Source organism: Streptomyces lycii (assembly GCF_009735685.1).
GTDB lineage: Bacteria > Actinomycetota > Actinomycetes > Streptomycetales > Streptomycetaceae > Streptomyces > Streptomyces lycii.
In genome coordinates this window covers 59198-82345 of the sequence record NZ_WHPN01000268.1, presented here as the reverse complement: position 1 = coordinate 82345, position 23148 = coordinate 59198, and the positions used below count along the sequence as shown (strand labels likewise).

The window sequence follows — 23148 nt, the reverse complement described above, 5'->3', positions numbered from 1 at the left end:
GGCGGGCAGGGGGAAACGGGACCGGCCGGGCGGGGGAAAGCGCGAAGGCGGCAGGGGAAACGGGACCGGCCGGACCACGGCCCGCCGCCGCGCGGAGGCCCCGCCCGGCGCGTCCCGGGCGGCGCGTCCCGGGCGGCCGCGGAACGGGGAGCGGCGGCGGCTACGGCCACGGCTACGGCTACGGCTACGGCTACGGCTACGGAACGACAGCGGCTGCGGCTACGGCTCCGGCTCCGGAACGGCAGCAGCGGCCGGTCCGGGCGCTGACTCCTGACCGGGGCCCGGGCCGCCGCGTGCCCGGGCCCCGGGTCAGGCTGCCGGGGAGAGGTCCGGCAGCTGGGCCCCGGCCGTCCGCGCCGCCACGGGGGCGGGCGCGGCCGGCCGGGAAGTGAAGCGGGCGCGGCCGAGGGCACCGGTGGTGATCGCGCCCGCGATGATCAGGCCGCCGGCGACCAGCGCGCCCCGCGCGCCCGCCGTCTCCATGAGCAGGCCGAGCAGCGGCGGCCCGGCCAGGCCCCATCCGGTGCTCGCGCTGCGCCAGACACCGAGCACCCGGCCGCGCATGTGCGGCGGCGGGTCGGTCTGCAGGACGGTGGTGCCGGCGGTGTCCGAGACGGACTCGACGACGGCCATCGGCGCGACCAGCAGCACCAGCACCAGCAGGCCCGGGGACAGGCCGGCGGCGACCTGGAGCAGCGCGCCGGTCGCCGCGAGCGCCCCGACCAGGCGTACGGACGGATTCTGCAGCCGGCCGGCGAGGACCGCTCCGATGATGCCGCCGACGGCCAGGACCGTGGAAACCGTGCCGAAGTCGCTCTCGCTGCCGTGCAGCGGGCCGGTGACGAGCACGGCCAGGGTCAGCTGGTAGTTGCGGCCGAAGACGGCGCTGAGCCCGGTGATCGCGGCCAGCGCGACGAGCCGCGGCCGGCGCAGGAAGAACGCCAGCCCGTCACGGGCACCGCCGGACGCGGCCGCCGGGCGGGACGGGCGGGACGGCAGCGGCAGCCGCGCGAGGGCCCGGCGCGCCGGGCCACGCGGGTCCGGAACGGCTTCCACGGCGGTGGCGCGCTGTGCCGGTACGGCGGGCCGGGCGGGCGCGTGGGCCTCCGCGGGCTCGCGGACGACCAGTTTCAGGAACGGGATCACCGCGGTCACGAACAGGAACGACACGCCGTTGGCCAGATAGGCCACGGCGGTGCCGAACACGCCGACGGCGACGGCGGCCAGCGCCGTACCGCACAGCCGTCCCACGCTGTGCACCACCGAACCCAGCGCGATGGCCGAGGGCACGTCCTTCGCCGGGACCAGGTCGTTGCCCAGCAGCGACGTCGCCGGCCCGTCGACGGTGGCGATCAGCCCCGTCACCGCGGACAGCGTCATCAGCACGCCCATGCCGAGCAGGTCGAAGGCGACCAGGGCGGCGGTGGTGAAGGCCACGACGCCCAGGACGGCCTGGCTGACGGCCGCCGTGACCTTGCGTGGCCAGGCGTCGACGACCGCGCCGCCCGCGAGACCGAGCAGCAGGCCGGGGGCGGCCTGGACGGCCAGCGAGAGGCCGGTGGCCGCGGCGGACCCGGTGATCTGGAGCACGAGGAGGTTCTGCACGGTCAGCTGCATCCAGGTGCCCGTGTTCGACACCAGGTTCGCCACCGACCACCAGCGCATGCTGGGGGTGCGCAGACAGCGCCACGGGGAGCGGTCGGCCCGGTCGCCGGCGGGGCGGCGGCGCGGGAGTGAGAGGGAAGGCATGGGAAACGTGGGCCTCAAGATCGGAGCCGGGGGCGGAACCTCCCGGGCGCGGCGGCACGAGGCCTCCGGCCGGGGGTTTCCGAGCCCTGCTCCGGCGGCGCTGCACGGCGCTTCGGGCTCAACGGCGATCCATGCTCACATCTGCTTCCCGCCAGGAGAAACCCGCGCCGGAACCACCTCGCCGCGCCGGGCGCCAACTCCCGTACGCACAACGCCCGCCGCCCGCCCCGGTGGCCTTGCTCACAGGCACCGCGGGGCCGCCCCGAGGCCCCTCGGCCGGGATGACGCGGGCCACACCGGCGGACCCGTGCCCCGGGCGCCCCGCACCGCGCACCGGCACCGGCCGCACCGGCCCGCACCGGCAATCCGGCGGCGGGTGATTCACCCGGCCCATACGGGTGACCCGGACCACATGAACGACGACAAGCGACACACCAACGGCGGCGGAGGCTCCTCGGCGGGCGCTCCCGGCGGCACGGGCGCGCCCCCCGACCAGCCCGGGGAGCTGCGCCCCCGCTCCTGGAAGTCGGTGCTGCGCCGCACGGTCAAGGAGTTCAAGGAGGACGAACTCACCGACCGGGCCGCGGCCCTCACCTACTACGGCGTCCTGTCGATCTTCCCAGCGCTACTGGTCCTGGTCGCGCTGCTCGGTGTGCTGGGCAAATCGACCACCGACAAGATCCTGGAGAATCTGCAGCAGCTCGCTCCGGGGGCCGTGCGCGACATCATCGGTGACGCGGTCACCCAGCTCCAGGGCAGCAGCGGCACCGGCGGGGTGCTGGCGATCGCCGGTCTGCTGGGCGCGCTGTGGTCGGCCTCCGGCTACATCGCCGCGTTCATCCGCACCTCCAACGCGGTCTACGACACCCCCGAGGGCCGTCCCGGCTGGAAGGTGACACCGCTCCGTCTCGTCCTGACGGTCGTCCTGATGGTGATGCTCGCGGTGAGCGCCGTGATCGTGGTCTTCACCGGCCCGCTCGCCCGGCGCGCCGGGCAGATGTTCGGCCTCGGCGACCAGGCGATCACCATCTGGTCGATCGCGAAATGGCCGGTGCTGGTGCTGCTGGTGGTGCTGATGATCGCACTGCTGTACTGGGCGGCGCCCAATGTCCGGGGGCGGGGATTCCGCTGGGTGACGCCGGGGAGTCTGATCGCCGTGCTGGTGTGGCTGGCGGCCTCGGCGGGCTTCGCGCTGTACGTGGCCAACTTCGGCTCGTACAACAAGACGTACGGGACGCTGGCGGGCGTCATCATCTTCCTCGTCTGGCTGTGGTTGTCGAACCTGGCGATCCTGCTCGGCCTGGAGTTCGACGCGGAGCTGGCGCGGGAGCGGGCGCTGGTCGCCGGCCACCCGGCGCACGAGGAGCCGTACGCCGAACCGCGGGACACCAGGAAGTGGTCGCGCGGGCGCCGGGAGCGGCAGCAGCGGCGCGAGGAACGGCGCGCGCACTGAGCACACCGCCGCACGCTGCGCCCGGCGCGCCCGCGGACACCGGCGGCCTGCCGCCCCGTGCGCCCCCGGATCCGGCGACCGGACGGGGACTCCCCGGCCGGTCGTCCCCCCGGCCTTCCAAGCCCCAGGGCCGTCACCGGCCGCCCACGCCCCGGGCGCGGTCACCGGCCTTCCACGCTCCGGGGCGGTCACCGGCCGCCCACTCCCGGCCCGGTCACCGGCCGTTCCGTTCCCGCCCGGGCCCGGTCACCGGCCCTCCGCGCCCCGTCAGTCGCCGAGGACCTCCGCCAGGTCGTAGCGCACCGGCTCCTCCAGCTGCGCGTAGGTGCAGGACTCCGGCTCCCGGTCGGGGCGCCAGCGCCGGAACTGGGCCGTGTGCCGGAAGCGGTCGCCCTGCATGTGGTCGTACGCCACCTCGCACACCCGTTCGGGCCGCAGCGGCACCCAGGACAGGTCCCGGTTGCCCGTCCAGCGGCTCGGGCCGCCCGGCATCCGGCTGCTCTCGTGCGCCTCCTCGTCCGCCCACGCCGCCCACGGGTGCCCCTCGGCGGACGGCATGCGCAGCGGCTCCAGCTCCGCCATCAGCTCCTCGCGGCGCCGCATCGGGAAGGACGCGCTGACGCCGACGTGCTGGAGCCGGCCGCTGTCGTCGTAGAGCCCGAGCAGCAGCGAGCCGACGACGGGGCCGCTCTTGTGGTGACGGAGCCCGGCGACCACGCAGTCGGCGGTGCGTTCGTGCTTGACCTTGACCATCACCCGCTCCCCCGGCCGGTAGCCCAGCTCCGGGTCCTTGCCCACGACACCGTCCAGGCCGGCGCCCTCGTAACGCTCGAACCACTGCCGCGCCAGCTCCGTGTCCCGTGTCGCGGGAGCGGTGAAGACGGGGTCGCCCGCCCCGCCCAGCGCGTCCAGCAGGGCCTCGCGGCGCTCCCGCTGCGGGGCGTCCATCAGCGAACGGTCGTCCAGAGCGAGCAGGTCGAAGGCGACGAAGGACGCCGGGGTGCTCCCGGCGAGCATCCGCACGCGCGAGTCCGCCGGATGGATGCGCTCCAGCAGCGCGTCGAAGTCGAGCCGTCCCTCCCGCGCGATGACGATCTCCCCGTCCAGGACGCAGCGCCGCGGCAGCCGCTCCCGGAAGGCGTCCACCAGTTCCGGGAAGTAGCGGGTCAGCGGCTTGCCGGAGCGGCTGCCCAGCTCCACCTCGGCGCCATCGCGGAACACGATCGCCCGGAAGCCGTCCCATTTGGCCTCGTAGCTCATGCCCGGCGGGATGCGGGCGACGGACTTGGCCAGCATCGGTCGCACGGGCGGCATCACCGGAAGGTCCATGCCCGCCAGTCTGCTGCCGGCGTCGGGGACGTGCCCGCCGGGAGGCGCCGTACGCGGGTGGGGCCTAGCGTTGCGCCCATGGCAGAGACGGCGGAGTTGACGGCCGGCGGGCGGACCGTGCGGCTGTCGCACCCGGACAAGGTGTATTTTCCCGAGCGCGGCTTCACCAAGCTCGACGTCGCCCGCTACTACCTGGCGGTCGGCGAGGGCATCACGCGTGCCCTGCGGAACCGGCCGACGACCCTGGAGCGGTACCCGGACGGCGTCACGGGCGAGTCGTTCTTCCAGAAGCGGGCGCCGAAGAACCTGCCGGACTGGATCCCCACCGGCCGGATCTCCTTCCCCAGCGGACGGTACGCCGACGAGATCTGCCCGACCGAGCCCGCGGCGGTGCTGTGGGCGGCCAACCTCGGCTGCCTGACCTTCCATCCCTGGCCGGTCCGGCGCGGCGACACCGAGCACCCCGACGAACTGCGCATCGACCTCGACCCGCAACCGGGCACCGGCTACGGGGACGCCCTGCGGGCAGCGCTGGAGCTGCGGGACGTCCTCGACGGGCTGGGGCTGCGCGGCTGGCCGAAGACCTCCGGCGGCCGCGGCCTGCACGTCTTCGTACCGATCGAACCGCTGTGGACCTTCACCCAGGTCCGCCGTGCCGCGATCGCCGTCGCCCGGGAGCTGGAGCGCCGCGCCCCGGACCGGATCACCACCGCCTGGTGGAAGGAGGAGCGCGGCGAGAAGATCTTCGTCGACTACAACCAGACGGCCCGCGACCGCACCATCGCCAGCGCCTACTCGGTCCGCCCCCGGCCGCACGCCCCGGTGTCCGCGCCGCTGCTCTGGGAGGAGCTGCCGGACGCCCGGCCGGAGGACTTCGACCTGGCCACGATGCCGGTCCGGTTCGCCGAGAAGGGCGATGTGCACGCCGGCATGGACGAGCACCCCTGCCGGCTGGAGACGGCCCTGGAACTGGCCGACCGGGACGAGCGGGAACACGGCCTGGAGGACCTGCCGTACCCGCCGGAGCACCCGAAGATGAAGGGCGAGCCGAAACGGGTGCAGCCCAGCCGCGCGAGGCACTGACCGCCGGTGGCCGGCCCGCCCCCGCCGCCCCGCGGGAGTGCGCCCCACCCGATCGGCGCACGACCGCACGGGTGAGTCGCGCCGCCCTCCTCCGGCCGTGAGTGGCACAGTGGCGAACGGGCAGGCCCCTTGCAGCGGCCCCCATTCCCCGAGAGCGAGGCGAGCCGGATGTCGACCTCTGCACAGCCCCCGCGCGGCGCGCCGTGCTGGGTCAGCCTGATCACCCATGACCTCGAAGCGGCCCAGCGCTTCTACGCCGCCGTGCTCGGCTGGGAGTACCGGCCGGGGTTCGGCCGCGACGAGTACGTGGTGGCGTACGCGAACGGGGTGCCCGTCGCCGGGATCGGCGCGCTCGCGCAGGCCATGGGCTTCCCCGTGGCCTGGTCGGCGTACTTCGCCGTCGACAGCGCAGACAAGGCCGCGGCCCGCATCAGGGAGCGCAGCGCGACCGTCGCGGTCGGCCCGATCGAGTTCGGCCCGGGGCGTGTCGCGTGGGCGGCGGACCCGGCAGGGGCGGCGTTCGGCATCTGGGAGGGGGCCATCGACCCCAAGTGGCGCGTCGGCGCGGGCGCCGGCACCACGGCCTGGCTGGAGCTCCGCACCCGCGACATGTTCGAGGCGGCGATCTTCTACAGCGAGGCGCTCGGCTGGGACACCGAGCCGCACTGCGACGTGTACTTCGAACACGACCAGGTCCTCGTGCACATCGACAACCGGCCGGTGGCCGGGCTGCTCGGCGGCGCGCTGGAGGCGGCACCCGACCCGAAGGTCCGGCCGCGCTGGCACATCTACTTCTGCGTCGAGGACGCCGACGACACCGCCGCTCGGGCGGCCGCGGCCGGGGGCGGGATCGTGACGCCGCCGGGCAACTCCCGGCACGGGCGGGAGGCGACCCTGCGGGACACCCAGGGCGGGCTGTTCACGGTGATCACCACGGCCGAGTGACCGGCCCCGGGCCGCCCCGCCGCCTCAGGACCGGCCGGCCGGGTGTCAGGGCCTGCGCCAGGCGTCGCTTTCCAGGTGCGAGCCCGCCTGCGGGCCCATGCGCAGCATGCCGCCGTCGACGGCCCACGAGGCCCCGGTGACGTAGCCCGCGTCGGGACCGGCGAGGAAGGCGATGACCGCGGCGACCTCCCGCGCGTCACCGGGCCGGCCCAGCGGCACCCCCGGCCGCCGTTCGGTGTGCACGTCGGTGCCCTCCTGGCCGGTCATGGGGGTGGCGATCTCACCGGGCGCGACGGCGTTGACGGTGATGCCGTGTTCGGCCAGTTCCAGCGCCATGACCTGGGTCAGCAGCCCGAGGCCGCCCTTCGCGGCGCAGTAGGGGGCGGCGCCGACGCGCGGCTGGTGCTCGTGGACGCTGGTGACGTTGACGATCCTCCCGCCGCCGCCCTGCCGGATCATCCGCCGGGCCGCGCGCTGGCCGCACAGGAACGGCCCGACCAGGTCGACGTCGAGCACACCGCGCACCGTCTCGTAGTCGATGTCGAGGAACGGCGTGCCGGTGCCCGTGCCCGCGTTGTTCACCAGCACGTCCAGCCGCCCGAGTTCGCCGGCGAGCCGGTCGACGACGTCCGCGGCCTCCGGCAGCCGGGTGAGGTCCAGCCGGGCCACCGCGGCCCGGCGGCCGAGATCCCGGACCTCGGCCTCCGTGTCGCGGGCGCCCTGCTCGTCCTCGTGCCAGGTGATGCCGATGTCCATGCCCTGCCGGGCCAGGTGTACGGCGGTCGCCCGGCCGATGCCGGAGTCGGATCCGGTGACGACGGCGACCCGGCCGGTGCCGCCTGGCCCGTCCTGCCGTCGGTACCGGTCCTGCTGTTCCTGCCGGTCCTGCTGCTCCTGCTGCTCCTGCTGCTTCTGCCCGTCCTGCTGTTCCTGCCCGTTCGGGTCCTGGTGCATGGTCATTCCTGCCTCCTGAGTGGCCGGCCGGGTACCCCGGGCGGACCGCTCAGAACGTGATCTGCCCGGCGGGGCGGATCTCGGCGTTCATGTTGCGCTCCATCATGCGCAGCGCGGCCTCGGCCAGGTCGGGATGGATGTGGGCCACGGCGTCCCGGGCGACCGTCACCCGCAGCCGCCGGATGTGCGCGTCCAGCGCGGAGTAGAGGATGCACTGCTCGGTCACCTGGCCGCAGAGCACGATGTGCGGGGTGTCCCGCTGGGTCAGCAGGTACTCCAGCGGGGTCTCGTAGAAGATCGAGTGCCGGGCCTTGACGACGAACATCGATGTGCCGTCGGGCCGGATCGGCTCCACCAGTTCGCCGTACGGGCCGTCGAGCGCCGTCCGCAGGATCTCGTCGTGGTGCGAGCGCCAGCGGCCGAAGTTGTCGTTGACGTAGATGATGTCCACGCCCTCCGCGCGGGCCCGGTCGATCAGCCCGGCCATCGCGGGCAGGGCCGCGCGGACGGACGGGACGAGCAGCTCGGCGTCCTCGTGGTCGTAGGTGTTGACCATGTCGACGACGACGAGGGCGGTGTTCGGCATGGTTTTTCCTTGTCCGTTCTGCTCAGGTCGGTTCACCGTAGGCACGCGTTCCCACCCGTGGCGCTCCGACGCGCGCGGGGACGCGGAGTGCGCGAGGGTGGGCAGGGCAGACGGGACACGGTCCCTGGAGACGGCCGGGAGGAGGCGCGGCATGGAACCTGTCGAGGCGCTGGACCGGATCGCCTTCCTGCTGGAACGCGCGCAGGCCCCCACCTACCGGGTGCGCGCGTTCCGTACGGCGTCGGCGGCCGTCGGCGCGATGGCGGCGGGCGAGGCGGCCCGGCGCGCCGCGGACGGTTCGCTGGAGTCGGTGAAGGGCGTCGGCCCGAAGACCGCGAAGGTGGTGCGGGAGGCGCTGGACGGCGAGGTGCCCGGATATCTGCGCCGGCTCGAGGAGGAGGCCGGTGAGCGGCCCGCCGGCGCCGGCACGGCACTGCTCGCGGCGCTGCGCGGGGACTGCCACACGCACTCGGACTGGTCCGACGGCGGCAGCCCGATCGAGGAGATGGCGCGGACGGCGGCGGCCCTGGGCCACGAGTGGACGGTGCTCACCGACCACTCCCCGCGGCTGACGGTCGCGCGCGGGCTGACGGCGGAGCGGCTGCGCGAGCAGTTGGAGGTGGTGGCCGAGGTGAACGAGCGGCTGGCTCCGTTCCGGCTGCTGACCGGCATCGAGTGCGACATCCTGCAGGACGGCTCCCTCGACCAGGACCCGGACCTGCTGGACGAACTGGACCTGGTGGTGGCCTCCGTCCACTCCAAGCTGCGGATGGACGCCGCGGCGATGACCCGGCGCATGGTCCGGGCGGTACGCAGCCCCCTGGTGGACGTCCTGGGGCACTGCACCGGCCGGCTGCTGTCGGGCCGCGGCCGCCCGGAGTCGGAGTTCGACGCGGACGCGGTGTTCGCGGCCTGCGCCGAATCGGGCACGGCCGTGGAGGTCAACAGCCGCCCCGAGCGGCTGGACCCGCCGCGCCGGCTGCTGCGCCGGGCGGTGGACGCCGGTGTCCTCTTCGCGGTGGACACCGACGCGCACGCCCCGGGGCAGCTGGACTGGCAGATCAACGGCTGCGCGCGGGCCGAGGAGTGCGGCGTGGAGCCCGGGCGGGTGGTCAACACCTGGAGCGCCGACGGGCTCCTCGAATGGACCCGTACCCGGCGGCCGCCCCGCGGGTGACACCGGGCGTCCGCTGTTTCGGCCGGGACGGAACGGGTTACCGAGACACGTGTCGTCCGGCTGGGAGGAATCCATGGAAGCACCGGTGCACGCGTCACCCGTCACCCTGTACGTCAACGGGACGGCCCGGGAGCTGGTGGTCGACAACCGCACCACCGTGCTGGACGCCCTGCGCGAGCAGCTGGACCTGACGGGCGCCAAGAAGGGCTGCGACCACGGGCAGTGCGGGGCGTGCACCGTACTCGTCGACGGACTCCGGATGAACAGCTGCCTGCTGTTCGCGGTCGCCCGGGACGGCGCCCGGATCACGACCGTCGAGGGGCTGGCGGACGGCCCGGAGCTGCATCCGCTCCAGGAGGCGTTCCTGGAACGCGACGCGTACCAGTGCGGCTACTGCACCCCGGGCCAGCTCTGCTCGGCCGTCGGCGTGCTGGAGGAGATGGCCGCCGGGCGGCCGAGCGCGGTGACCGCCCCGGAGCACCCCTCCGGCCAGGCGGTCCCGGCGGGGGACACGGAGATCCGCGAGCGGATGAGCGGCAACCTCTGCCGCTGCGGCTGTTACGTCAACATCGTCCGGGCCGTCGACGACGCCGCGGGCGCGCAGGCCGGCGCCGGTCACGGCGGCTCGGAAGGCGGTGCCTGGTGAGGACCTTCCGCTACGAACGCGCGAGCGGCGACGAGGCGGCCGTCGCCGCGATGGCCGCCTCGCCCGGGGCCCGCTATCTCGGCGGCGGCACGAACCTGGTCGACCTGATGAAGCTCGGCGTGGAGAGCCCCGACGTCCTGGTGGACGTCAGCCGGCTGCCGCACACCTCCGTCGAGCACACCGGGCCGGGCGGGCTGCTCATCGGCGCCGCGCTCAGCAACAGCGACCTGGCCGCCGACCACACCGTGCGCACCCGCTATCCGGTGCTCTCCCAGGCCCTGCTGGCGGGCGCCTCCGGGCAGCTGCGGAACGCGGCGACGGTCGGCGGCAATCTGCTCCAGCGCACCCGCTGCCCGTACTTCCAGGACCCGGGCAAGCCGTGCAACAAGCGGCAGCCGGGCACGGGCTGTCCCGCGCGCGAGGGGGTGCACCGCAATCTCGCGGTGCTCGGCGCCTCCGAGCACTGCGTGGCCACCCATCCCTCCGACATGGCCGTGGCGCTCGCCGCGCTGGACGCCGGGGTGCACGTGCTGTCCGGTGCCGCGACCCGGACGATTCCCGTGACCGAGCTGCTGCGGCTGCCCGGTGACGAACCGGAACGGGACTCGGTGCTGCGCCACGGCGACCTCATCACCCATGTCGAGCTGAGCGCCGTCCCGGAGGCGGCGCACTCGCTCTACCGCAAGGTCCGGGACCGGGCGTCGTACTCCTTCGCGCTCGTCTCGGTCGCCGCGGCCCTGGAGACCGAGGGCGGCGTCGTGCGCCGGGTGCGGCTGGCCCTCGGCGGGGTCGCGCACCGCCCGTGGCGCGCCCGCACCGCCGAGGAACGGCTGCTCGGGGAGCCCGCGACCGCCGAGGCGTTCGCCCACGCCGTGGACGCGGAGCTGGCGCCGGCCGAGCCGCTGCGCGACAACGCCTTCAAGGTCCCGCTGGTCCGCAACGTCGCCGTGAGCGCGCTGTCCGACCTGGCGGCCCGGCAGTCCGACGGCACCGCCCGACTCCCGGAGGCCCGATGAACACCGCCGACCGCACCGGCGAGGGGGTGGTGCGCCTGGAGGGCCGGGCCAAGGTGACCGGCGCCGCGCGCTACGCCGTCGAACACCCCCTCGACGGCTGCCTGCACGCCTGGCCGGTGCCCGCCGGCATCGCCCGGGGCCGGATCACCGCGATTGACACGGAACGCGCGCTCGCCGAGCCCGGCACGGTGGCCGTGCTCAGCCATGAGAACGCGCCCCGGCTCGGCGAGCCGGAGGACCCCGAACTGTTCGTCCTCCAGTCGCCACGGGTCGCGTACCGCGGGCAGTACGTGGCGCTGGCCGTCGCCGAGACCCCGCAGGCCGCCCGCGCGGCGGCCGCCGCCGTCCGCCTGGAGTACGCCGCGGAGCCGCACGACGTCACCCTCACCGGCGGCCATCCCGGCCTGTACGCGCCGGAGACCGTCAACGGCGGCTATCCCACCGACCGGGAACGCGGCGACTTCGACATGGCCTTCGCGGCGTCGGAGTTCCGGCTCGACACCCGCTACCGCATCCCGCCGCTGCACAACCACCCGATGGAACCGCACGCGTCGACCGCCGTCTGGGAAGGGCCCCGGCTGCGCGTGTACGACTCGGCCCAGGGCGCGCACGCCGTACAGTCCGAGCTGGCCGCCCTGTTCGGACTGGAACCGGAGCGGATCACGGTCGTCTCCGAGCACGTCGGCGGCGGCTTCGGGTCCAAGGGCACTCCCCGGCCACAGGTCGTCCTGGCCTGCCTGGCGGCCCGCGAGACCGGCCGCCCCGTCAAACTCGCGGTGCCGCGGCACCAGATGGCCCAGATCGTGGGCCACCGGGCCGCCACCGAGCAGCGCGTCCGGATCGGCGCCGACGGAGCCGGGCAGATCTCGGCGCTCGCCCACGAGGTGGTCACGTACAGCTCCACCGTCCGGGAGTTCACCGAGCAGGCGGCGACCCCGTCGCGCACCATGTACGCCAGCCCGCACAGCCGGACCACCCACCGGGTCACCCGGCTCGACGTGCCGACGCCCTCCTGGATGCGCGCGCCGGGCGAGTGCCCGGGCATGTTCGCCCTGGAGTCGGCCATGGACGAGCTGGCCGTCACCACCGGCATCGACCCCGTCGAGATCCGGCTGCGCAACGACACGGCCAAGGAGCCCGACTCGGGGCACCCGTTCAGCAGCAGACGGCTCGCGGACTGCCTGCGCGAGGGGGCCCGCCGCTTCGGCTGGGAGGGCCGGGACCCGCGGCCGGGCACGCGCGCCGAGGGGCGGCTGCTCATCGGCACCGGGGTCGCGGCCTCCGGCTATCCGGTGTACGTGGCGCCGGCGCGCGCCACGGCGCGCGCGGAGGCCGCCGGCGGCTACCGGATCGAGGTCGACGCCACGGACATCGGCACCGGGGCGCGCACCGTGCTCGCGCAGATCGCCGCCGAGGCGCTGGCCGCCCCGCTCGACCGGATCCGGATCGGTATCGGCAACAGCGACCTGCCCAAGGGCCCGGTGGCGGGCGGCTCGATGGGGACGGCGTCCTGGGGCTGGGCCGTGCACAAGGCGTGCCGGGCGCTGCTGCGCACGCTCGCCGAGCACAGCGGACCGCTGCCGGAGGAAGGGCTGTCGGCGCACGCCGACACCTCCGACGACGTGGCGGCCCGGTCCGACGCGTATGCCCGGCGTGCCTTCGGCGCCCAGTTCGCCGAGGTCCAGGTGGACATGGACACCGGCGAGACCCGGCTGCGGCGGTTGCTGGGGGTGTTCGCGGCGGGGCGCGTCCTCAACGCCCGTACGGCCCGCTCCCAGTTCATCGGGGGTATGACGATGGGCGTGTCGATGGCCCTGACGGAGCACAGCACGATGGACGCGGAGTTCGGAGACTTCGCCGAGCGCGATCTCGCGATGTACCACGTCGCCGTGAACGCCGACGTGCCCGACGTCCAGGCGTACTGGCTGGACGAGGAGGACCAGGAACTCAACCCGATGGGCTCGAAGGGCATCGGGGAGATCGGCATCGTCGGCACGGCGGCAGCCGTCACCAGTGCCGTCCACCACGCGACGGGGGTCCGGGTGCGCGAGCTGCCCGTGCTGCCGGAGTCGCTGCTGCCGGGGCTGGCGGAGTGGCGGCGCCCGGCGGTGGTGTGAGGAGCCTCGGGCACGCCGCGGGGCCGCGGGGATCCTGGGCAGCACCGTCGTCGTCCTGAGCGCCGTCGGCCTGAGCACCGTCGTCGTGCACCGATTTCGTCCGGGACACGGCTGTCGTTCGGGGACACCGCTGTCGTCCGGGACACCGCTGCCATTCGGACACGGCTGCCGTCCGGGACAGGGCTGTCGTCCGGAGCGGGGCTGCCATTCGGACACGGCCGCCGCCCGGGACACCGCGGGGACCCGGGACAGCGCGGGGACCCGGGACAGCGCGGTCGGTCCGGGAGGCTCCGCGCGTGTCCGTGGCCGGGCGCACGCGGGTCGGCCCGCGGCGTCCGGGAGCGCCCGCCGGTGCCCGGGGCCCGCCGCTCAGACGCCGACGCCGTTCGACCGCAGATAGCCGAGCGGGTCGATGTCGGAGCCGTAGCCGGGACCGGTGCGGATCTCGAAGTGCAGGTGCGGCCCGGTGCTGTTGCCGGTCGAACCGGAGCGGCCGACCTGGGCGCCCGCCCCCACCTGCTGCCCGGAGCGCACGGACAGCTGGGACAGATGGGCGTACTGGCTGTACCTGCCGTCGGCATGCCGCAGCACCACCTCGTAGCCGTACGCGCCCGCCCAGCCCGCCGAGACGACCTTCCCGGCGCTGACGGCCTTCACGGAGGTGCCGGTGGCCACGGGGAAATCGACACCCGTGTGGTATCCGCTGGACCAGCTGCCGCCGGACGCCCGGTAGGCGGTGCTGGGGGCGACGCCGGGGACAGGTGCGGAGAAGCCGCCTGAGGACGACCTGGAGGCCCGCTCGTCGTCACGCTCGCCGGCTTTCCGGTCGGCCGTTTTCCCGCCCCCGGCCTTGCTCCCCGCCCTCTCCGACTTCTCCGCCTTGTCCGTTTTCCCTGACTTCCCTGACTTTTCTGTCTTCTCTGTCTTGTCCGGCTTCTCCGCGGTGCTCTTTCCGGCCTTGCCGCCGTCCTCACCGCTCCGGCCGTCCCCGCCCCGCTTCCGCTCGGGCGGCGCCGCGGTCCTGTCACCCGTCGCCGTGGTGAGCCGCTGGCCGGGGAGGATCAGGTCCGGGTCGTCGCCGATGACCTCGCGGTTCGCCGCGTAGAGCTGCTGCCAGCCGCCGTCCACGTCCTGGCTGAGGGCGATGCGGGAGAGGCTGTCGCCGCTCACCACACGGTACGAGTCGGTGGTGCGGGTCCCGGGGGTGCCCGTCGCGGGCGCCGCGGTCCGCTGCCGTTCGGCGGCCTCCGCGGCGGCGCGCGCCGCCGCGGCGTCCGGAATCTCCCCGAGCCGGGCGAGACCGGCCCGCTCGGTCTCCGCGACCCGTTCCCATGTCTCGGCGGGCGCCGCGTTCGCATTTCCGGAGCCGGCCAGCGGCAGGGCTAAACCCGCTCCCGAAGCGGTCACGGTCAGCGAAGTCCGCGCCATGCGGCGGGGCCGGGGGCGGCGGTGTCGTCCACGGATCGGGTTCACGGACTTCCGTCCTCTCCTGTACGTGCGCCGGTGAAAGCGCCCGCACTGGGGAGCCGGCGGGCGCTGCCCAAGATAGAGGCGGTTATTCGGCCGTACAACCGATTCCGGTAACTCACCCGGCGTTATCGGAAGAGCGGGCTCCCGGTGAATCATGGAAACCGGGAAGTGAATCATGGAAATGCGCCGGCGGCGCCCTCGGCGGAATGCACGGAAACGGCGGGGTGCCCGCCTCCGCCGGTGGCGGGGACGGGCACCTCGGTGCGGTGGTTGCCGCGTGTGGCCCTGCCGGGCCGTGGCTCAGAGGCTGACGCCGTGCGACCGCAGGTAGGCGATCGGGTCGACGTCGGAGCCGTAGTCCGGGCCGGTGCGGATCTCGAAGTGCAGGTGCGGCCCGGTGCTGTTGCCGGTCGAACCGGACAGACCGATCTGGTCGCCGCCGGAGACCTGCTGGCCCGCGGAGACGCTCAGCGAGGACAGGTGGGCGTACTGGCTGTACTTGCCGTCCTCGTGCTTGATGACGACCTGGTTGCCGTACGAGCCGCCCCAGCCCGCGGAGACGACCTCGCCCGCACCGACGGCCTTGACCGTGGTGCCGGTGGCGGCGGAGAAGTCCACGCCGGTGTGGTAGCCGCTGGACCAGCTGCCGCCGGCCGCGCGGTAGGCGGTGCTGGTGGCGGAGTCCACCGGGGCGGTGAAGCCGGAGGCGCCGGTCTCGGCCTGGGCGGCCGGCTGGGCCTTCGTCTCCTGCTTCGGAGCCTGCTTCTGCTCGGGCGCCTTCTTCTCGGCCGACTTCTCGGCCTTCGGGGCGGCCTCGGCCTTGTCGCCGTCGAGGGACAGCTTCTGGCCCGGGAGGATCAGGTCCGGGTTGTCGCCGATGACCTCGCGGTTGCCCTCGTAGATGCTCTCCCAGCCGTCGACGCCGCGGGCGTCGGCGATCTTGAAGAGGGTGTCACCGCTGACGACGGTGTACGAGGAGGTCTTGGCGGAGTCCGAGTCGGCCGGGGACGGCTTGGTCTCGGCCTTCTTCTCGGCCTTGGGCTCAGCCTTGGGCTCGGCCTGCTTCTCGGCCGATCCCTGGGCCCGGTCACCGGTGTCGACCTGCGGGGCCTCGCCACCGCGGGTGAGACCGGCCTTGACGGAGCACACCGGCCAGGCGCCGGGGCCCTGGCCCTCGAGCACCTTCTCGGCGACGGCGATCTGCTGGTCCTTGGTGGCCAGGTCGGCACGCGAGGCGTACTCGGTGCCGCCGTAGCCCTCCCAGGTGGACTGGGTGAACTGCAGGCCGCCGTAGAAGCCGTTTCCGTTGTTGATGCTCCAGTCGCCGGAGCTCTCGCACTCGGCGACCTTGTCCCACGTGCTCACCGGGGCGGCACTGGCGCCGGACGCACCGAGCAGCGGCAGGACGATGCCCGCGCCACCGGTGGTGACGGCCAGCGTGGCCACGGAGATCCGGCTCGTACGGGAACGGCGATGACGTCCACGAGACATAGGGGTATTTCCTCTCCTACGCCTACGAGGTGAGCTGTCGGGTTCGGGCTGGAGTTGCCCGGACGCGGGTGCGGTGGCGTGTACCGCCGCGGCGTGCGTCTTCACCCCAAGCCGTGCCGTGTGGATCACACGGTCCGGCACTTACCTTGGTTCCCCCGCTCCTGCCGTGATGCGTTGTGGTGTTTCCCCCTCCGGCGGCAGGATTCGGCGCTCCGGCGGGAAGGATGACCGCCCGTCGTTCGGCGGCAGCGGCAAAACTAAACGCAGCCAAATCCCCGGGGCAAGGAGCAATGGATTCACCTCGGGTTTACCGGCGGTATCCCGGGCGCCGGAGTGACCCTGTGCTGCCGGTCAATTCCACAGCGCCAGGGAATTTCTCGCCGATCGGCGCCCGAAGACAGCGGAGAGTGACAGAACTGACGCAATCGGGCTGTGCGAGCGCACCGAGTCACCGATTTCCGGAGCGACTTGTGAAGCGTGTCACCAGTGACCGAAAAGCGTGCATTGTCGGTTTTTGACGTGGCGTCGGGTTGTTTGGTCAGAGCGGTGAGAGCATCTGCTGGCGCGCGGCCGGCGCCACATCGGTCATCCAGCGCGCCGCACCGTCGAGCACCGCCGTGCGCGGCGAGTCGGCGACATGGACCGACAGTCCGGTCGTCCGGCCGAGGCGTTCCGGCAGTCCCTCGAAGAGCGCGCCGCCCCCGGTCAGCACCAGTCCGCGCTCCACGATGTCGTCGGCCACCCCGGCCGGGCAGTTGCCGATGGTGGACACCACCGTCCTGGCGATGCGCTGGATCTCCGGCTCGGCCAGATCCCGCAGTTCGCCCGCCGAGACCGACACCGTCTTCGGCAGATCGGTCACCCGGTCCCGGCCCCGGACCGGCAGGCGGGTGCCGGGCGCGCTCTCGGCGACGCGGGCGAGCCCGGTCTTGAGCGCTTCGGCCGCCCCGGTGCTCAGCGCCAGCAGGTGCACCCGCTGGAGATGGGTGCTGAGCGCGGAGGTGATGGCGTCGCCCGCGGTGTGCGTGGAGTTGGCGGCGACCAGCGTGCCGAAGGCGAAGGCGGCGACCTCGGTGGTGCCCGCCCCGATGTCGACGACCATGCTGCCGTCGGCGTCCCAGACCGGCAGCCCGGTGCCGAGGGCCGCGAGCATGCCCTTGGGGAGGATCCGTACCGTACGGGCCCCGGCCTGCTGGAGCACCTCCTCCGCGGCCCGCCGCTGCACCCCCGTCGCGGAGGCCGGCACCCCGGCCACCACGTTCGGCGGCAGCCAGGTGCGCCGGTGTACGCGGGTCCGCCGCGGGCCGCCGCCGAGCGCGTGCCGGACCAGCAGGGCGGCGGCGTCGAACTCGGTGACCACGCCGTGGCTGAGCGGGGAGACCGCCTCGATGTCCGGCGGGGTGCGGCCCAGCAGCCGGGCGGCCTGGTCGCCGACCGCCACCACGCTCCGGGTCCGGGCGTCCACCGCGATGACGGTCGCCACGTCGTGCAGGACCCCGGCCCGCGGCCCCCGGACACGGGTCCGCGCGGTTCCCAGGTCGACGGCGAGCGGGATTCCGCCAGAGGCACGAGACCAGGGCATGAGGGGGTCCTTTCACCGGCGACGGCGATTCCACCCACCAGCCTCGCCCCGGCGCGGGGCCGCGCGGGGCGGCGCGCCCGGCCCTCTCCCTCGAACGAGTGTGATGATCAGCCCGGACGGTCGGCCGCCGGGCCGCTCCGCCGGACGGTCCCGGATCAGCCCGTCGGCCGCTCCTCCCGCCCGCCGCCCCAGAGTGTGTGGAAGCTGCCCTCGCGGTCGGTCCGCCGGTAGGTGTGCGCGCCGAAGTAGTCGCGCTGGCCCTGGGTGAGGGCCGCCGGAAGCCGCTCGGCGCGCAGCGCGTCGTAGTACGCGAGCGCCGCGGAGAACCCCGGAGCGGGAACACCGCGCGCGACGGCCGTGCCCACCACCGCGCGCCAGTCCTCCTGCGCGCCGCCGACCTCGGCGGCGAACTCCTTGTCGGCCAGCAGCGTGGGCAGCGCGGGGTCGGCGGCGAACGCGGCCCGGATACGGTCCAGGAAGGCCGCCCGGATGATGCAGCCGCCGCGCCAGATCGCGGCCACGGCCCCCGGGTCGATGTCCCAGCCGTACTCGACGGCCGCCGCGTCGATCATGTTCCAGCCCTGGGCGTACGAGACCACCTTGGAGGCGTACAGCGCCTGTTCCACCTGGGCGGCGAACCCTCCGGACTCCGGCGGCAGCGCGCCGCCCGAGGGTCCGGGCAACGAGCGGGCGGCCTGCCGCAGCCCGGCGTGGCCGGAGAGGGACCGGGCGAAGACCGCCTCGGCGATCCCCGACACGGGGACGCCCAGGTCGAGCGCGGTCTGCACGGTCCAGCGGCCCGTGCCCTTCTGCTCGGCCCGGTCGGCGACGACGTCGACGAAGGGCTGCCCGGTGGCGGCGTCGGTGTGCGCGAGCACCTCGGCGGTGATCTCGATGAGATAGGAGTCGAGCCGCCCGGTGTTCCAGGTGCGGAAGATCCCGGCGATCTCGTCGGGGCGGTAGCCGGCGACGTGCCGCAGCAGGTCGTACGCCTCGGCGATGAGCTGCATGTCGGCGTACTCGATGCCGTTGTGCACCATCTTCACGAAGTGCCCGGCACCGTCGGGGCCGATGTGCGCGCAGCAGGGGCTGCCGTCGGCGGCCTTGGCCGCGATGTCCTCCAGCAGCGGGCCGAGGAAGACGTAGGACTCGGCGGAGCCGCCGGGCATGATGCTGGGGCCGTTCAGGGCGCCCTCCTCGCCGCCGGAGATGCCCGCGCCGACGAAGTGGATGCCGCGTTCCCGCAGCGCGGCCTCGCGGCGGCGGGTGTCCTCGAAGTGCGCGTTACCGCCGTCGACGATCATGTCGCCCTGGTCCAGCAGCGCGGCGAACTCCTCGATCACGGCGTCGGTGGACTGCCCCGCCTTCACCATGATCACGACCCGGCGTGGCCGCTCCAGCGAGGCGACGAAGGCCGCCGGGTCGTCGGCCGGGACGAAGGCGCCCTCGTGGCCGTACTCCTCGACCAGCGCGCGGGTCCGGGTCGGGGTGCGGTTGTAGAGCGCGACCGTATGGCCGTGCCGGGCGAGATTGCGGGCCAGGTTGCGGCCCATCACCGCCAGCCCGGCCACCCCGATCCGGGCCTTCGTCTCCGTGCTCGCCTTGATCCCCATCGTTGCGACTCCTCGGTCGGTGCTCGTGTGCCGCCCGGTCCCGGTCGCGGGCCGCGACCGGGTCCGGCCGGGGGGTGTGGTCAGGCCCAGGACCAGTCGCGGACCTCGGGCATGTCCTGGCCGTGCTTCCTGATGTACGCCCGGTGCTCGTTGCGCTTGTCCTTCATCTCCTGCCGGACGCCGATCGCGCGCAGCGCCAGCCCCGGCACCCGGTCGATGACGTCCATGACCAGCCGGTAGCGGTCCATGTCGTTCAGCACGACCATGTCGAAGGGGGTCGTGGTCGTTCCCTGTTCCTTGGAGAGATGAGCACTACCGGAGGCGGCTTCTGATCAGGTACATTAGCTTGCTATGACGGACACCACAACCCTTATCGACCTGTTCTGCCGGAAGTCGCGGACCAAGGCGGGCAAGGGTAAGCGGGAGATCAGCATCAGCGCGCAGGAGACGCGCGGTCGCGCGGTAGCCGCACAACTCGGGCTCACTGTGCGGCACGTCTGGCGGGAGGTCGGCAGCGCTAGTCGGTTCCGGCGGAAAAAGAGTGCGCGGACCGACCAGGACAAGGCGCTGGCCGCGCTTGAGCGGGGCGAGATCGGCGCGCTGTGGGTCTACCGGCTCGACCGCTGGGACCGGCGCGGAGCGGGTGCAATCCTGCGCATCGTGGAACCGGAGGACGGCCGACCGCGTCGCCTGCTGTTCGACAACGGCGATCCGGAGAGCCCCGGTATCGGGCTCGACAGCTCCAACCCGCGGGACAGGTCCGAACTCATCCGGCGCGCTGAAGCAGCGAGGGAGGAAACCGAGATCCTGTCGGAGCGTGTACGCAGCACCAAGGCGCATCAGCGGGAGAACGGCGAATGGGTGAGTGCCCATGCCCCGTATGGGCTGCGCGTCGTGCTGGTGGATGTCGAGGACGAAGACGGCGACATTGTCACTGAGCGGAAACTTGAAATTGACGATTCGCCAGCAGGCGCCGGCCGGAGCAAGGCAGACGTCGCGCGGGACATTCTCGTCCGGATGCTGGTGCAAGAAGGGTTGTCCGGGTACGGCGTGATTAACCGGTTGGAGGAAATCGGTATCTCCGGACTACGCGGGAGGCGGTGGGCGTACTCAACAATCCACGGGATGGCACACAACCCTGCCTATGCCGGCTGGCAGATATCAGGACGGCAGGAAGGGGGCACGAGGCGGATGCTGTACCGAAACCCGGCGGGAGAGCGTGTCAGCGTGATGCAGGGGCCGTCGCTGCTGACTGACGACGAACTGAGAGCCGCACAAGCCGCTCTGCGGGGCGAACAGGGCCGTGGGGTCCCGCGGGACGGCAGCAAGCACGACACGCGCCCCAGGCACCTGCTGACGGGCTTGGTGAGGTGCGGAGTCTGCGGCGGGGCCATGTCGTTCACGGGGAACGGCTACCGGTGCGGCAGCGGCTGCGTATCGGTCGCGCGCAAGTCCATTGAGGAATGGGTGCACTACCGATGGCACGAGCGGCTGAACAACAGCGAGGTGACCGATCCCTTCGTGGCGGCCGTAGCAGAGCGCTGGGCGGCCCAGCAGGACCCGGACGGGACAGAGGACGCAGCGCGGGCGCGGAAGGCTCTGGCAGCCGCTGAGAGCGATCTGGCGCGGGTCTGGGCGGATCGCAAGGCGGGTCTCTACGACGGGCCGTCAGAGTCGTTCTTCGCACCAGCGCTGGCGGAGGCGAACGCCGCTGTCGTGGAAGCGCGGAAGGCGGCTGACGCTGCGGGCGGCAAGCGGCGCGTAGACGTCACGTTCCTGCTGGACCCGGAGAGTTGCGGGGACGTATGGGAGTCGGCGGACCTGGCGAAGCGGCGGGAGCTGTTGCGGATCACGTTGGAGCGTGTGCGCGTGTTCAAGGCGCCGTACCGCGGGTGCCCGTTCGACGGCTGGAAGCGCACAGAATTCACGTGGGTGGGTGGCGAAACGGAGCCAGCGGAGGAGGGCTAAGCGAAAACGTCATAACAGCGGGAAAGATCAAGGCGCTGACCAGCAGGTATGACGTTTTGACGATTTTACATAAGATTCCAATTAACTCCCCACGCATATAGGGTAACCAGATTCTCTCGTAAAATCGTCAAAACGTCAGGATGATCTTACCCTCCCTCCCCCGCTGTAACCGACGAGATCCCTTACTAGTAGGGACTCCCGCGCGATCAACTACAGACATGGCGGACCGAGGGCCCTACGCCGTAGCGGAGATCGGCACCGTATCGGGGTTGGAAGGATTCGACGTTTCGGAAAGCCGCACGCGGAGCCGGGACGGAACGGAGTTCGATTCTCCGCAACTCCACATGGGGCGTCCCGTGTGCAACTGCGCAGTGCGCGCTCAGCAGGTGGGCCCCGGGCAACCGGACGCAACCCACGCTGACCGACGGCGGGACCCGGTCAGCAACAACGTCCACGCCCACGAGCGTGGTAGATCGCTTCGGCGATTTTTGGGACGTAGCTCAACTGGAAGAGCACCGGTCTCCAAAACCGGCGGTTGCGAGTTCGAGCCTCGCCGTTCCTGCTGCGGAGCCAAGCGGCGCATACCAGGTACCCCACGTGCCCGGCATGGAGCAGGAGTAGCGACCTGTCTGCTCTTGCGGAGCCATCGGCTCTAGCTTGCCAGGTAGGCGTTGACTCGCGCTCTCCCGCTGATGTCCGCCTGCCTGGCCTTCCTCTTCTCCGCCGGAGGCGCTATGCCCTACTCACGCGCCAGCGTCATAGCCGCGGGCACAGGCGCAGCAGCTCGCATGCGCAAGGCGGCTCGCCGAGCTGGCTACGTGCGCTGTGAGTCCTGCGGACTCCGGTACCTCGCCTCCGCTGTGGATGTCGATCACATTGTCCCGCTGTGCGCTGGTGGTGCCGACGTTGACGGCAATGTCCAGTACCTGTGCCGCGCTGTCTGCCACCGTGCGAAGACACGGCGGGATCTCGGCTGCACCTCTCCGCCGTTCTAGGAGACCCCATGGCCAGCCCACGCGAAGGCCGCAACACCTACGCCTATCGGCAACTGCGCGATCAGCAACGGGCACTTGGTCTCCCCTGCTGGCTGTGCGGTCGCCCCGTGGACTACAGCGTCAAGGGTGTAGCCGCTCGCTCCCATCCCTGGGCCTTCTCGCTGGACCACGTCGTCCCTCTGTCCAAAGGCGGCAGCCTGCTCGACCCGCTGAACGCCCGGACAGCGCACATGCGGTGCAACCGCAGCAAGGGCAACCGGCCGGCGCAGTTGGTGCCGAACAAGTCAAGGGACTGGTGAGCGTGTCGGATTCAGGTACCCGCGTGGTGCTCGTTAAGCCCGGTGACGTCCTGGTGTTCGGCAACGTCGGGGATGTGGATGCGGAGCAGGTGAGTCTGCTTGGCGGGCTTCTTCGCGATCTGCTCCCGGACACCCAAGTGGTCCTGTTCGCTGAAGACATCGACATGGCTGCGGTGCCTTGCTCTACGTCGTGATGGGCCCGCCGGCCAGCGGCAAGACGACATGGGTACGCGCGCACGCCAAGCCCGAGGACATCGTCATCGACCTTGACGCTCTCGCTGTTGCGCTGAGCGGACCGGGCACCGATGACCACGGCTACGGCCGCGAGGTCCGCGAGGTGGCGTACAGCGCGCGCAGTGCCGCGATCAACAAGGCGCTGGACCGGCTGCCTCGAATGCGGGGGACGGACGTCTACCTGATCCACTCCATGCCGGCCGCGAAGCACCTGGCTCGGTACCGGCATCACGGCGCCAAGCTGGTCACGGTGGACCCTGGCGAAGCTGTCGTGCGCCAACGCGTGCGTGCGCTGCGTGGTCCCGGCATGGACGGCGTGGTGACCCGGTGGTACCGGCAGCAGCGAGCCAGTGGTACCACGCCGGTATCAGGTGCCCCGTCGCGCGACTGGTGACAGCCTGTGTCCGCCACGCTGGGTAGCCGGCACATGGGCGCGGAGGG

General features: G+C 72.8%; 20 protein-coding genes, 1 tRNA gene, 1 other RNA gene, 1 pseudogene and 1 riboswitch. Of the genes and pseudogenes, 14 read left to right on the top strand and 9 right to left on the bottom strand.

Features of this window, described 5'->3' with window-relative positions; genetic code table 11:
* Positions 1–309: 309 nt before the first annotated feature.
* Positions 310–1749, bottom strand: a complete 1440-nt coding sequence (locus GCU69_RS13215) for an MFS transporter (RefSeq protein ID WP_156206159.1) — start codon at positions 1747–1749, stop codon at positions 310–312.
* A gap of 412 nt (positions 1750–2161) precedes the next feature.
* On the opposite strand from GCU69_RS13215, the gene GCU69_RS13210 reads away from it, so the two are divergent.
* On the top strand, positions 2162–3202 hold the full coding sequence (locus GCU69_RS13210) for a YihY/virulence factor BrkB family protein (protein ID WP_098752524.1): 1041 nt from the start codon (positions 2162–2164) through the stop codon (positions 3200–3202).
* A 267-nt stretch (positions 3203–3469) separates the two neighbouring features.
* On the opposite strand, the gene GCU69_RS13205 is transcribed toward GCU69_RS13210, so the two are convergent.
* Positions 3470–4531, bottom strand: a complete 1062-nt coding sequence (locus GCU69_RS13205; protein WP_098752525.1) for an ATP-dependent DNA ligase — start codon at positions 4529–4531, stop codon at positions 3470–3472.
* Between the two features lie 78 nt (positions 4532–4609).
* On the opposite strand from GCU69_RS13205, the gene ligD reads away from it, so the two are divergent.
* Positions 4610–5614, top strand: coding sequence for a non-homologous end-joining DNA ligase (ligD, locus tag GCU69_RS13200; RefSeq protein WP_098752526.1), 1005 nt, complete (start codon positions 4610–4612; stop codon positions 5612–5614).
* Between the two features lie 168 nt (positions 5615–5782).
* The gene (locus GCU69_RS13195) at positions 5783–6559 is read left to right on the top strand and encodes a VOC family protein (protein ID WP_098752527.1); all 777 of its coding nucleotides are present in this window, start codon (positions 5783–5785) and stop codon (positions 6557–6559) included.
* 45 nt (positions 6560–6604) lie between these two features.
* On the opposite strand, the gene GCU69_RS13190 is transcribed toward GCU69_RS13195, so the two are convergent.
* Positions 6605–7519: an SDR family oxidoreductase gene (locus GCU69_RS13190; protein ID WP_235978446.1), complete on the bottom strand. Its 915-nt coding sequence runs from the start codon at positions 7517–7519 to the stop codon at positions 6605–6607.
* 43 nt (positions 7520–7562) lie between these two features.
* Entirely contained in the window at positions 7563–8099 is a 537-nt protein-coding gene (locus GCU69_RS13185; protein ID WP_156206158.1) for a cysteine hydrolase family protein, read from the bottom strand.
* 151 nt (positions 8100–8250) lie between these two features.
* On the opposite strand from GCU69_RS13185, the gene GCU69_RS13180 reads away from it, so the two are divergent.
* From GCU69_RS13180 to GCU69_RS13165, 4 genes are all read left to right on the top strand, one after another.
* The gene (locus GCU69_RS13180) at positions 8251–9276 is read left to right on the top strand and encodes a PHP domain-containing protein (RefSeq protein ID WP_098752529.1); all 1026 of its coding nucleotides are present in this window, start codon (positions 8251–8253) and stop codon (positions 9274–9276) included.
* Between the two features lie 73 nt (positions 9277–9349).
* Positions 9350–9922 (top strand): 2Fe-2S iron-sulfur cluster-binding protein, encoded by a 573-nt coding sequence (locus GCU69_RS13175; RefSeq protein WP_098752609.1) that lies wholly within the window; start codon positions 9350–9352, stop codon positions 9920–9922.
* Entirely contained in the window at positions 9919–10938 is a 1020-nt protein-coding gene (locus GCU69_RS13170; RefSeq protein ID WP_098752530.1) for an FAD binding domain-containing protein, read from the top strand. The genes GCU69_RS13175 and GCU69_RS13170 overlap by 4 nt, the downstream gene beginning before the upstream one ends.
* Entirely contained in the window at positions 10935–13055 is a 2121-nt protein-coding gene (locus GCU69_RS13165) for a xanthine dehydrogenase family protein molybdopterin-binding subunit (RefSeq protein WP_098752531.1), read from the top strand. Before GCU69_RS13170 ends, GCU69_RS13165 begins: the two co-directional genes overlap by 4 nt.
* Positions 13056–13424: 369 nt before the next feature.
* Here the strand turns inward: GCU69_RS13165 and GCU69_RS13160 are convergent, their stop codons facing one another.
* The 5 genes and pseudogenes from GCU69_RS13160 to GCU69_RS13140 form a co-directional block, all read right to left on the bottom strand.
* A complete protein-coding gene (locus GCU69_RS13160; protein WP_156206157.1) occupies positions 13425–14483 on the bottom strand; it encodes a M23 family metallopeptidase in 1059 nt (352 codons plus the stop codon).
* A 342-nt stretch (positions 14484–14825) separates the two neighbouring features.
* The gene (locus tag GCU69_RS13155; RefSeq protein ID WP_156206156.1) at positions 14826–16016 is read right to left on the bottom strand and encodes a transglycosylase family protein; all 1191 of its coding nucleotides are present in this window, start codon (positions 16014–16016) and stop codon (positions 14826–14828) included.
* 4 nt (positions 16017–16020) lie between these two features.
* A riboswitch (cyclic di-AMP (ydaO/yuaA leader) is annotated at positions 16021–16200 on the bottom strand.
* A 354-nt stretch (positions 16201–16554) separates the two neighbouring features.
* On the bottom strand, positions 16555–17598 hold the full coding sequence (locus GCU69_RS13150; RefSeq protein WP_156206155.1) for a rod shape-determining protein: 1044 nt from the start codon (positions 17596–17598) through the stop codon (positions 16555–16557).
* Positions 17599–17753: 155 nt separating this feature from the next.
* On the bottom strand, positions 17754–19211 hold the full coding sequence (gene gndA, locus GCU69_RS13145) for an NADP-dependent phosphogluconate dehydrogenase (RefSeq protein ID WP_156206154.1): 1458 nt from the start codon (positions 19209–19211) through the stop codon (positions 17754–17756).
* An 80-nt stretch (positions 19212–19291) separates the two neighbouring features.
* A pseudogene (locus GCU69_RS13140) lies at positions 19292–19510 on the bottom strand (phosphoketolase family protein); the annotation flags it as partial.
* A 52-nt stretch (positions 19511–19562) separates the two neighbouring features.
* On the opposite strand from GCU69_RS13140, the gene GCU69_RS13135 reads away from it, so the two are divergent.
* The 7 genes from GCU69_RS13135 (at position 19563) to GCU69_RS13110 (ending at position 23101) form a co-directional block, all read left to right on the top strand.
* Positions 19563–21179, top strand: coding sequence for a recombinase family protein (locus GCU69_RS13135; protein WP_156206152.1), 1617 nt, complete (start codon positions 19563–19565; stop codon positions 21177–21179).
* Positions 21180–21444: 265 nt separating this feature from the next.
* Positions 21445–21525: a transfer-messenger RNA gene (gene ssrA / locus GCU69_RS34550) on the top strand.
* A gap of 144 nt (positions 21526–21669) precedes the next feature.
* Positions 21670–21741 (top strand) — tRNA-Trp (locus GCU69_RS13130).
* 130 nt (positions 21742–21871) lie between these two features.
* Positions 21872–22174, top strand: a complete 303-nt coding sequence (locus GCU69_RS13125; RefSeq protein WP_156206151.1) for an HNH endonuclease — start codon at positions 21872–21874, stop codon at positions 22172–22174.
* Positions 22175–22182: 8 nt separating this feature from the next.
* A complete protein-coding gene (locus tag GCU69_RS13120) occupies positions 22183–22473 on the top strand; it encodes an HNH endonuclease signature motif containing protein (RefSeq protein WP_156206150.1) in 291 nt (96 codons plus the stop codon).
* Entirely contained in the window at positions 22470–22667 is a 198-nt protein-coding gene (locus GCU69_RS13115) for a hypothetical protein (protein WP_156206149.1), read from the top strand. The genes GCU69_RS13120 and GCU69_RS13115 overlap by 4 nt, the downstream gene beginning before the upstream one ends.
* The gene (locus GCU69_RS13110) at positions 22652–23101 is read left to right on the top strand and encodes an AAA family ATPase (protein ID WP_156206148.1); all 450 of its coding nucleotides are present in this window, start codon (positions 22652–22654) and stop codon (positions 23099–23101) included. Before GCU69_RS13115 ends, GCU69_RS13110 begins: the two co-directional genes overlap by 16 nt.
* The last annotated feature ends 47 nt before the right edge of the window (positions 23102–23148 follow it).

What these genes read in the sequence shown, in the direction of transcription:
- GCU69_RS13175 (WP_098752609.1), top strand. Translation starts at nt 9,350, where the DNA reads ATGGAAGCACCGGTGCACGCGTCACCCGTCACCCTGTACGTCAACGGG.
- GCU69_RS13185 (WP_156206158.1), bottom strand. Translation starts at nt 8,099, where the DNA reads ATGCCGAACACCGCCCTCGTCGTCGTCGACATGGTCAACACCTACGAC.
- GCU69_RS13205 (WP_098752525.1), bottom strand. Translation starts at nt 4,531, where the DNA reads ATGGACCTTCCGGTGATGCCGCCCGTGCGACCGATGCTGGCCAAGTCC.
- GCU69_RS13215 (WP_156206159.1), bottom strand. Translation starts at nt 1,749, where the DNA reads ATGCCTTCCCTCTCACTCCCGCGCCGCCGCCCCGCCGGCGACCGGGCC.
- gndA (WP_156206154.1), bottom strand. Translation starts at nt 19,211, where the DNA reads ATGGGGATCAAGGCGAGCACGGAGACGAAGGCCCGGATCGGGGTGGCC.
- GCU69_RS13120 (WP_156206150.1), top strand. Translation starts at nt 22,183, where the DNA reads ATGGCCAGCCCACGCGAAGGCCGCAACACCTACGCCTATCGGCAACTG.
- GCU69_RS13135 (WP_156206152.1), top strand. Translation starts at nt 19,563, where the DNA reads ATGACGGACACCACAACCCTTATCGACCTGTTCTGCCGGAAGTCGCGG.
- GCU69_RS13165 (WP_098752531.1), top strand. Translation starts at nt 10,935, where the DNA reads ATGAACACCGCCGACCGCACCGGCGAGGGGGTGGTGCGCCTGGAGGGC.
- GCU69_RS13155 (WP_156206156.1), bottom strand. Translation starts at nt 16,016, where the DNA reads ATGTCTCGTGGACGTCATCGCCGTTCCCGTACGAGCCGGATCTCCGTG.
- GCU69_RS13125 (WP_156206151.1), top strand. Translation starts at nt 21,872, where the DNA reads ATGTCCGCCTGCCTGGCCTTCCTCTTCTCCGCCGGAGGCGCTATGCCC.
- GCU69_RS13210 (WP_098752524.1), top strand. Translation starts at nt 2,162, where the DNA reads ATGAACGACGACAAGCGACACACCAACGGCGGCGGAGGCTCCTCGGCG.
- GCU69_RS13195 (WP_098752527.1), top strand. Translation starts at nt 5,783, where the DNA reads ATGTCGACCTCTGCACAGCCCCCGCGCGGCGCGCCGTGCTGGGTCAGC.
- GCU69_RS13190 (WP_235978446.1), bottom strand. Translation starts at nt 7,519, where the DNA reads ATGACCATGCACCAGGACCCGAACGGGCAGGAACAGCAGGACGGGCAG.
- GCU69_RS13160 (WP_156206157.1), bottom strand. Translation starts at nt 14,483, where the DNA reads ATGGCGCGGACTTCGCTGACCGTGACCGCTTCGGGAGCGGGTTTAGCC.
- ligD (WP_098752526.1), top strand. Translation starts at nt 4,610, where the DNA reads ATGGCAGAGACGGCGGAGTTGACGGCCGGCGGGCGGACCGTGCGGCTG.
- GCU69_RS13150 (WP_156206155.1), bottom strand. Translation starts at nt 17,598, where the DNA reads ATGCCCTGGTCTCGTGCCTCTGGCGGAATCCCGCTCGCCGTCGACCTG.
- GCU69_RS13180 (WP_098752529.1), top strand. Translation starts at nt 8,251, where the DNA reads ATGGAACCTGTCGAGGCGCTGGACCGGATCGCCTTCCTGCTGGAACGC.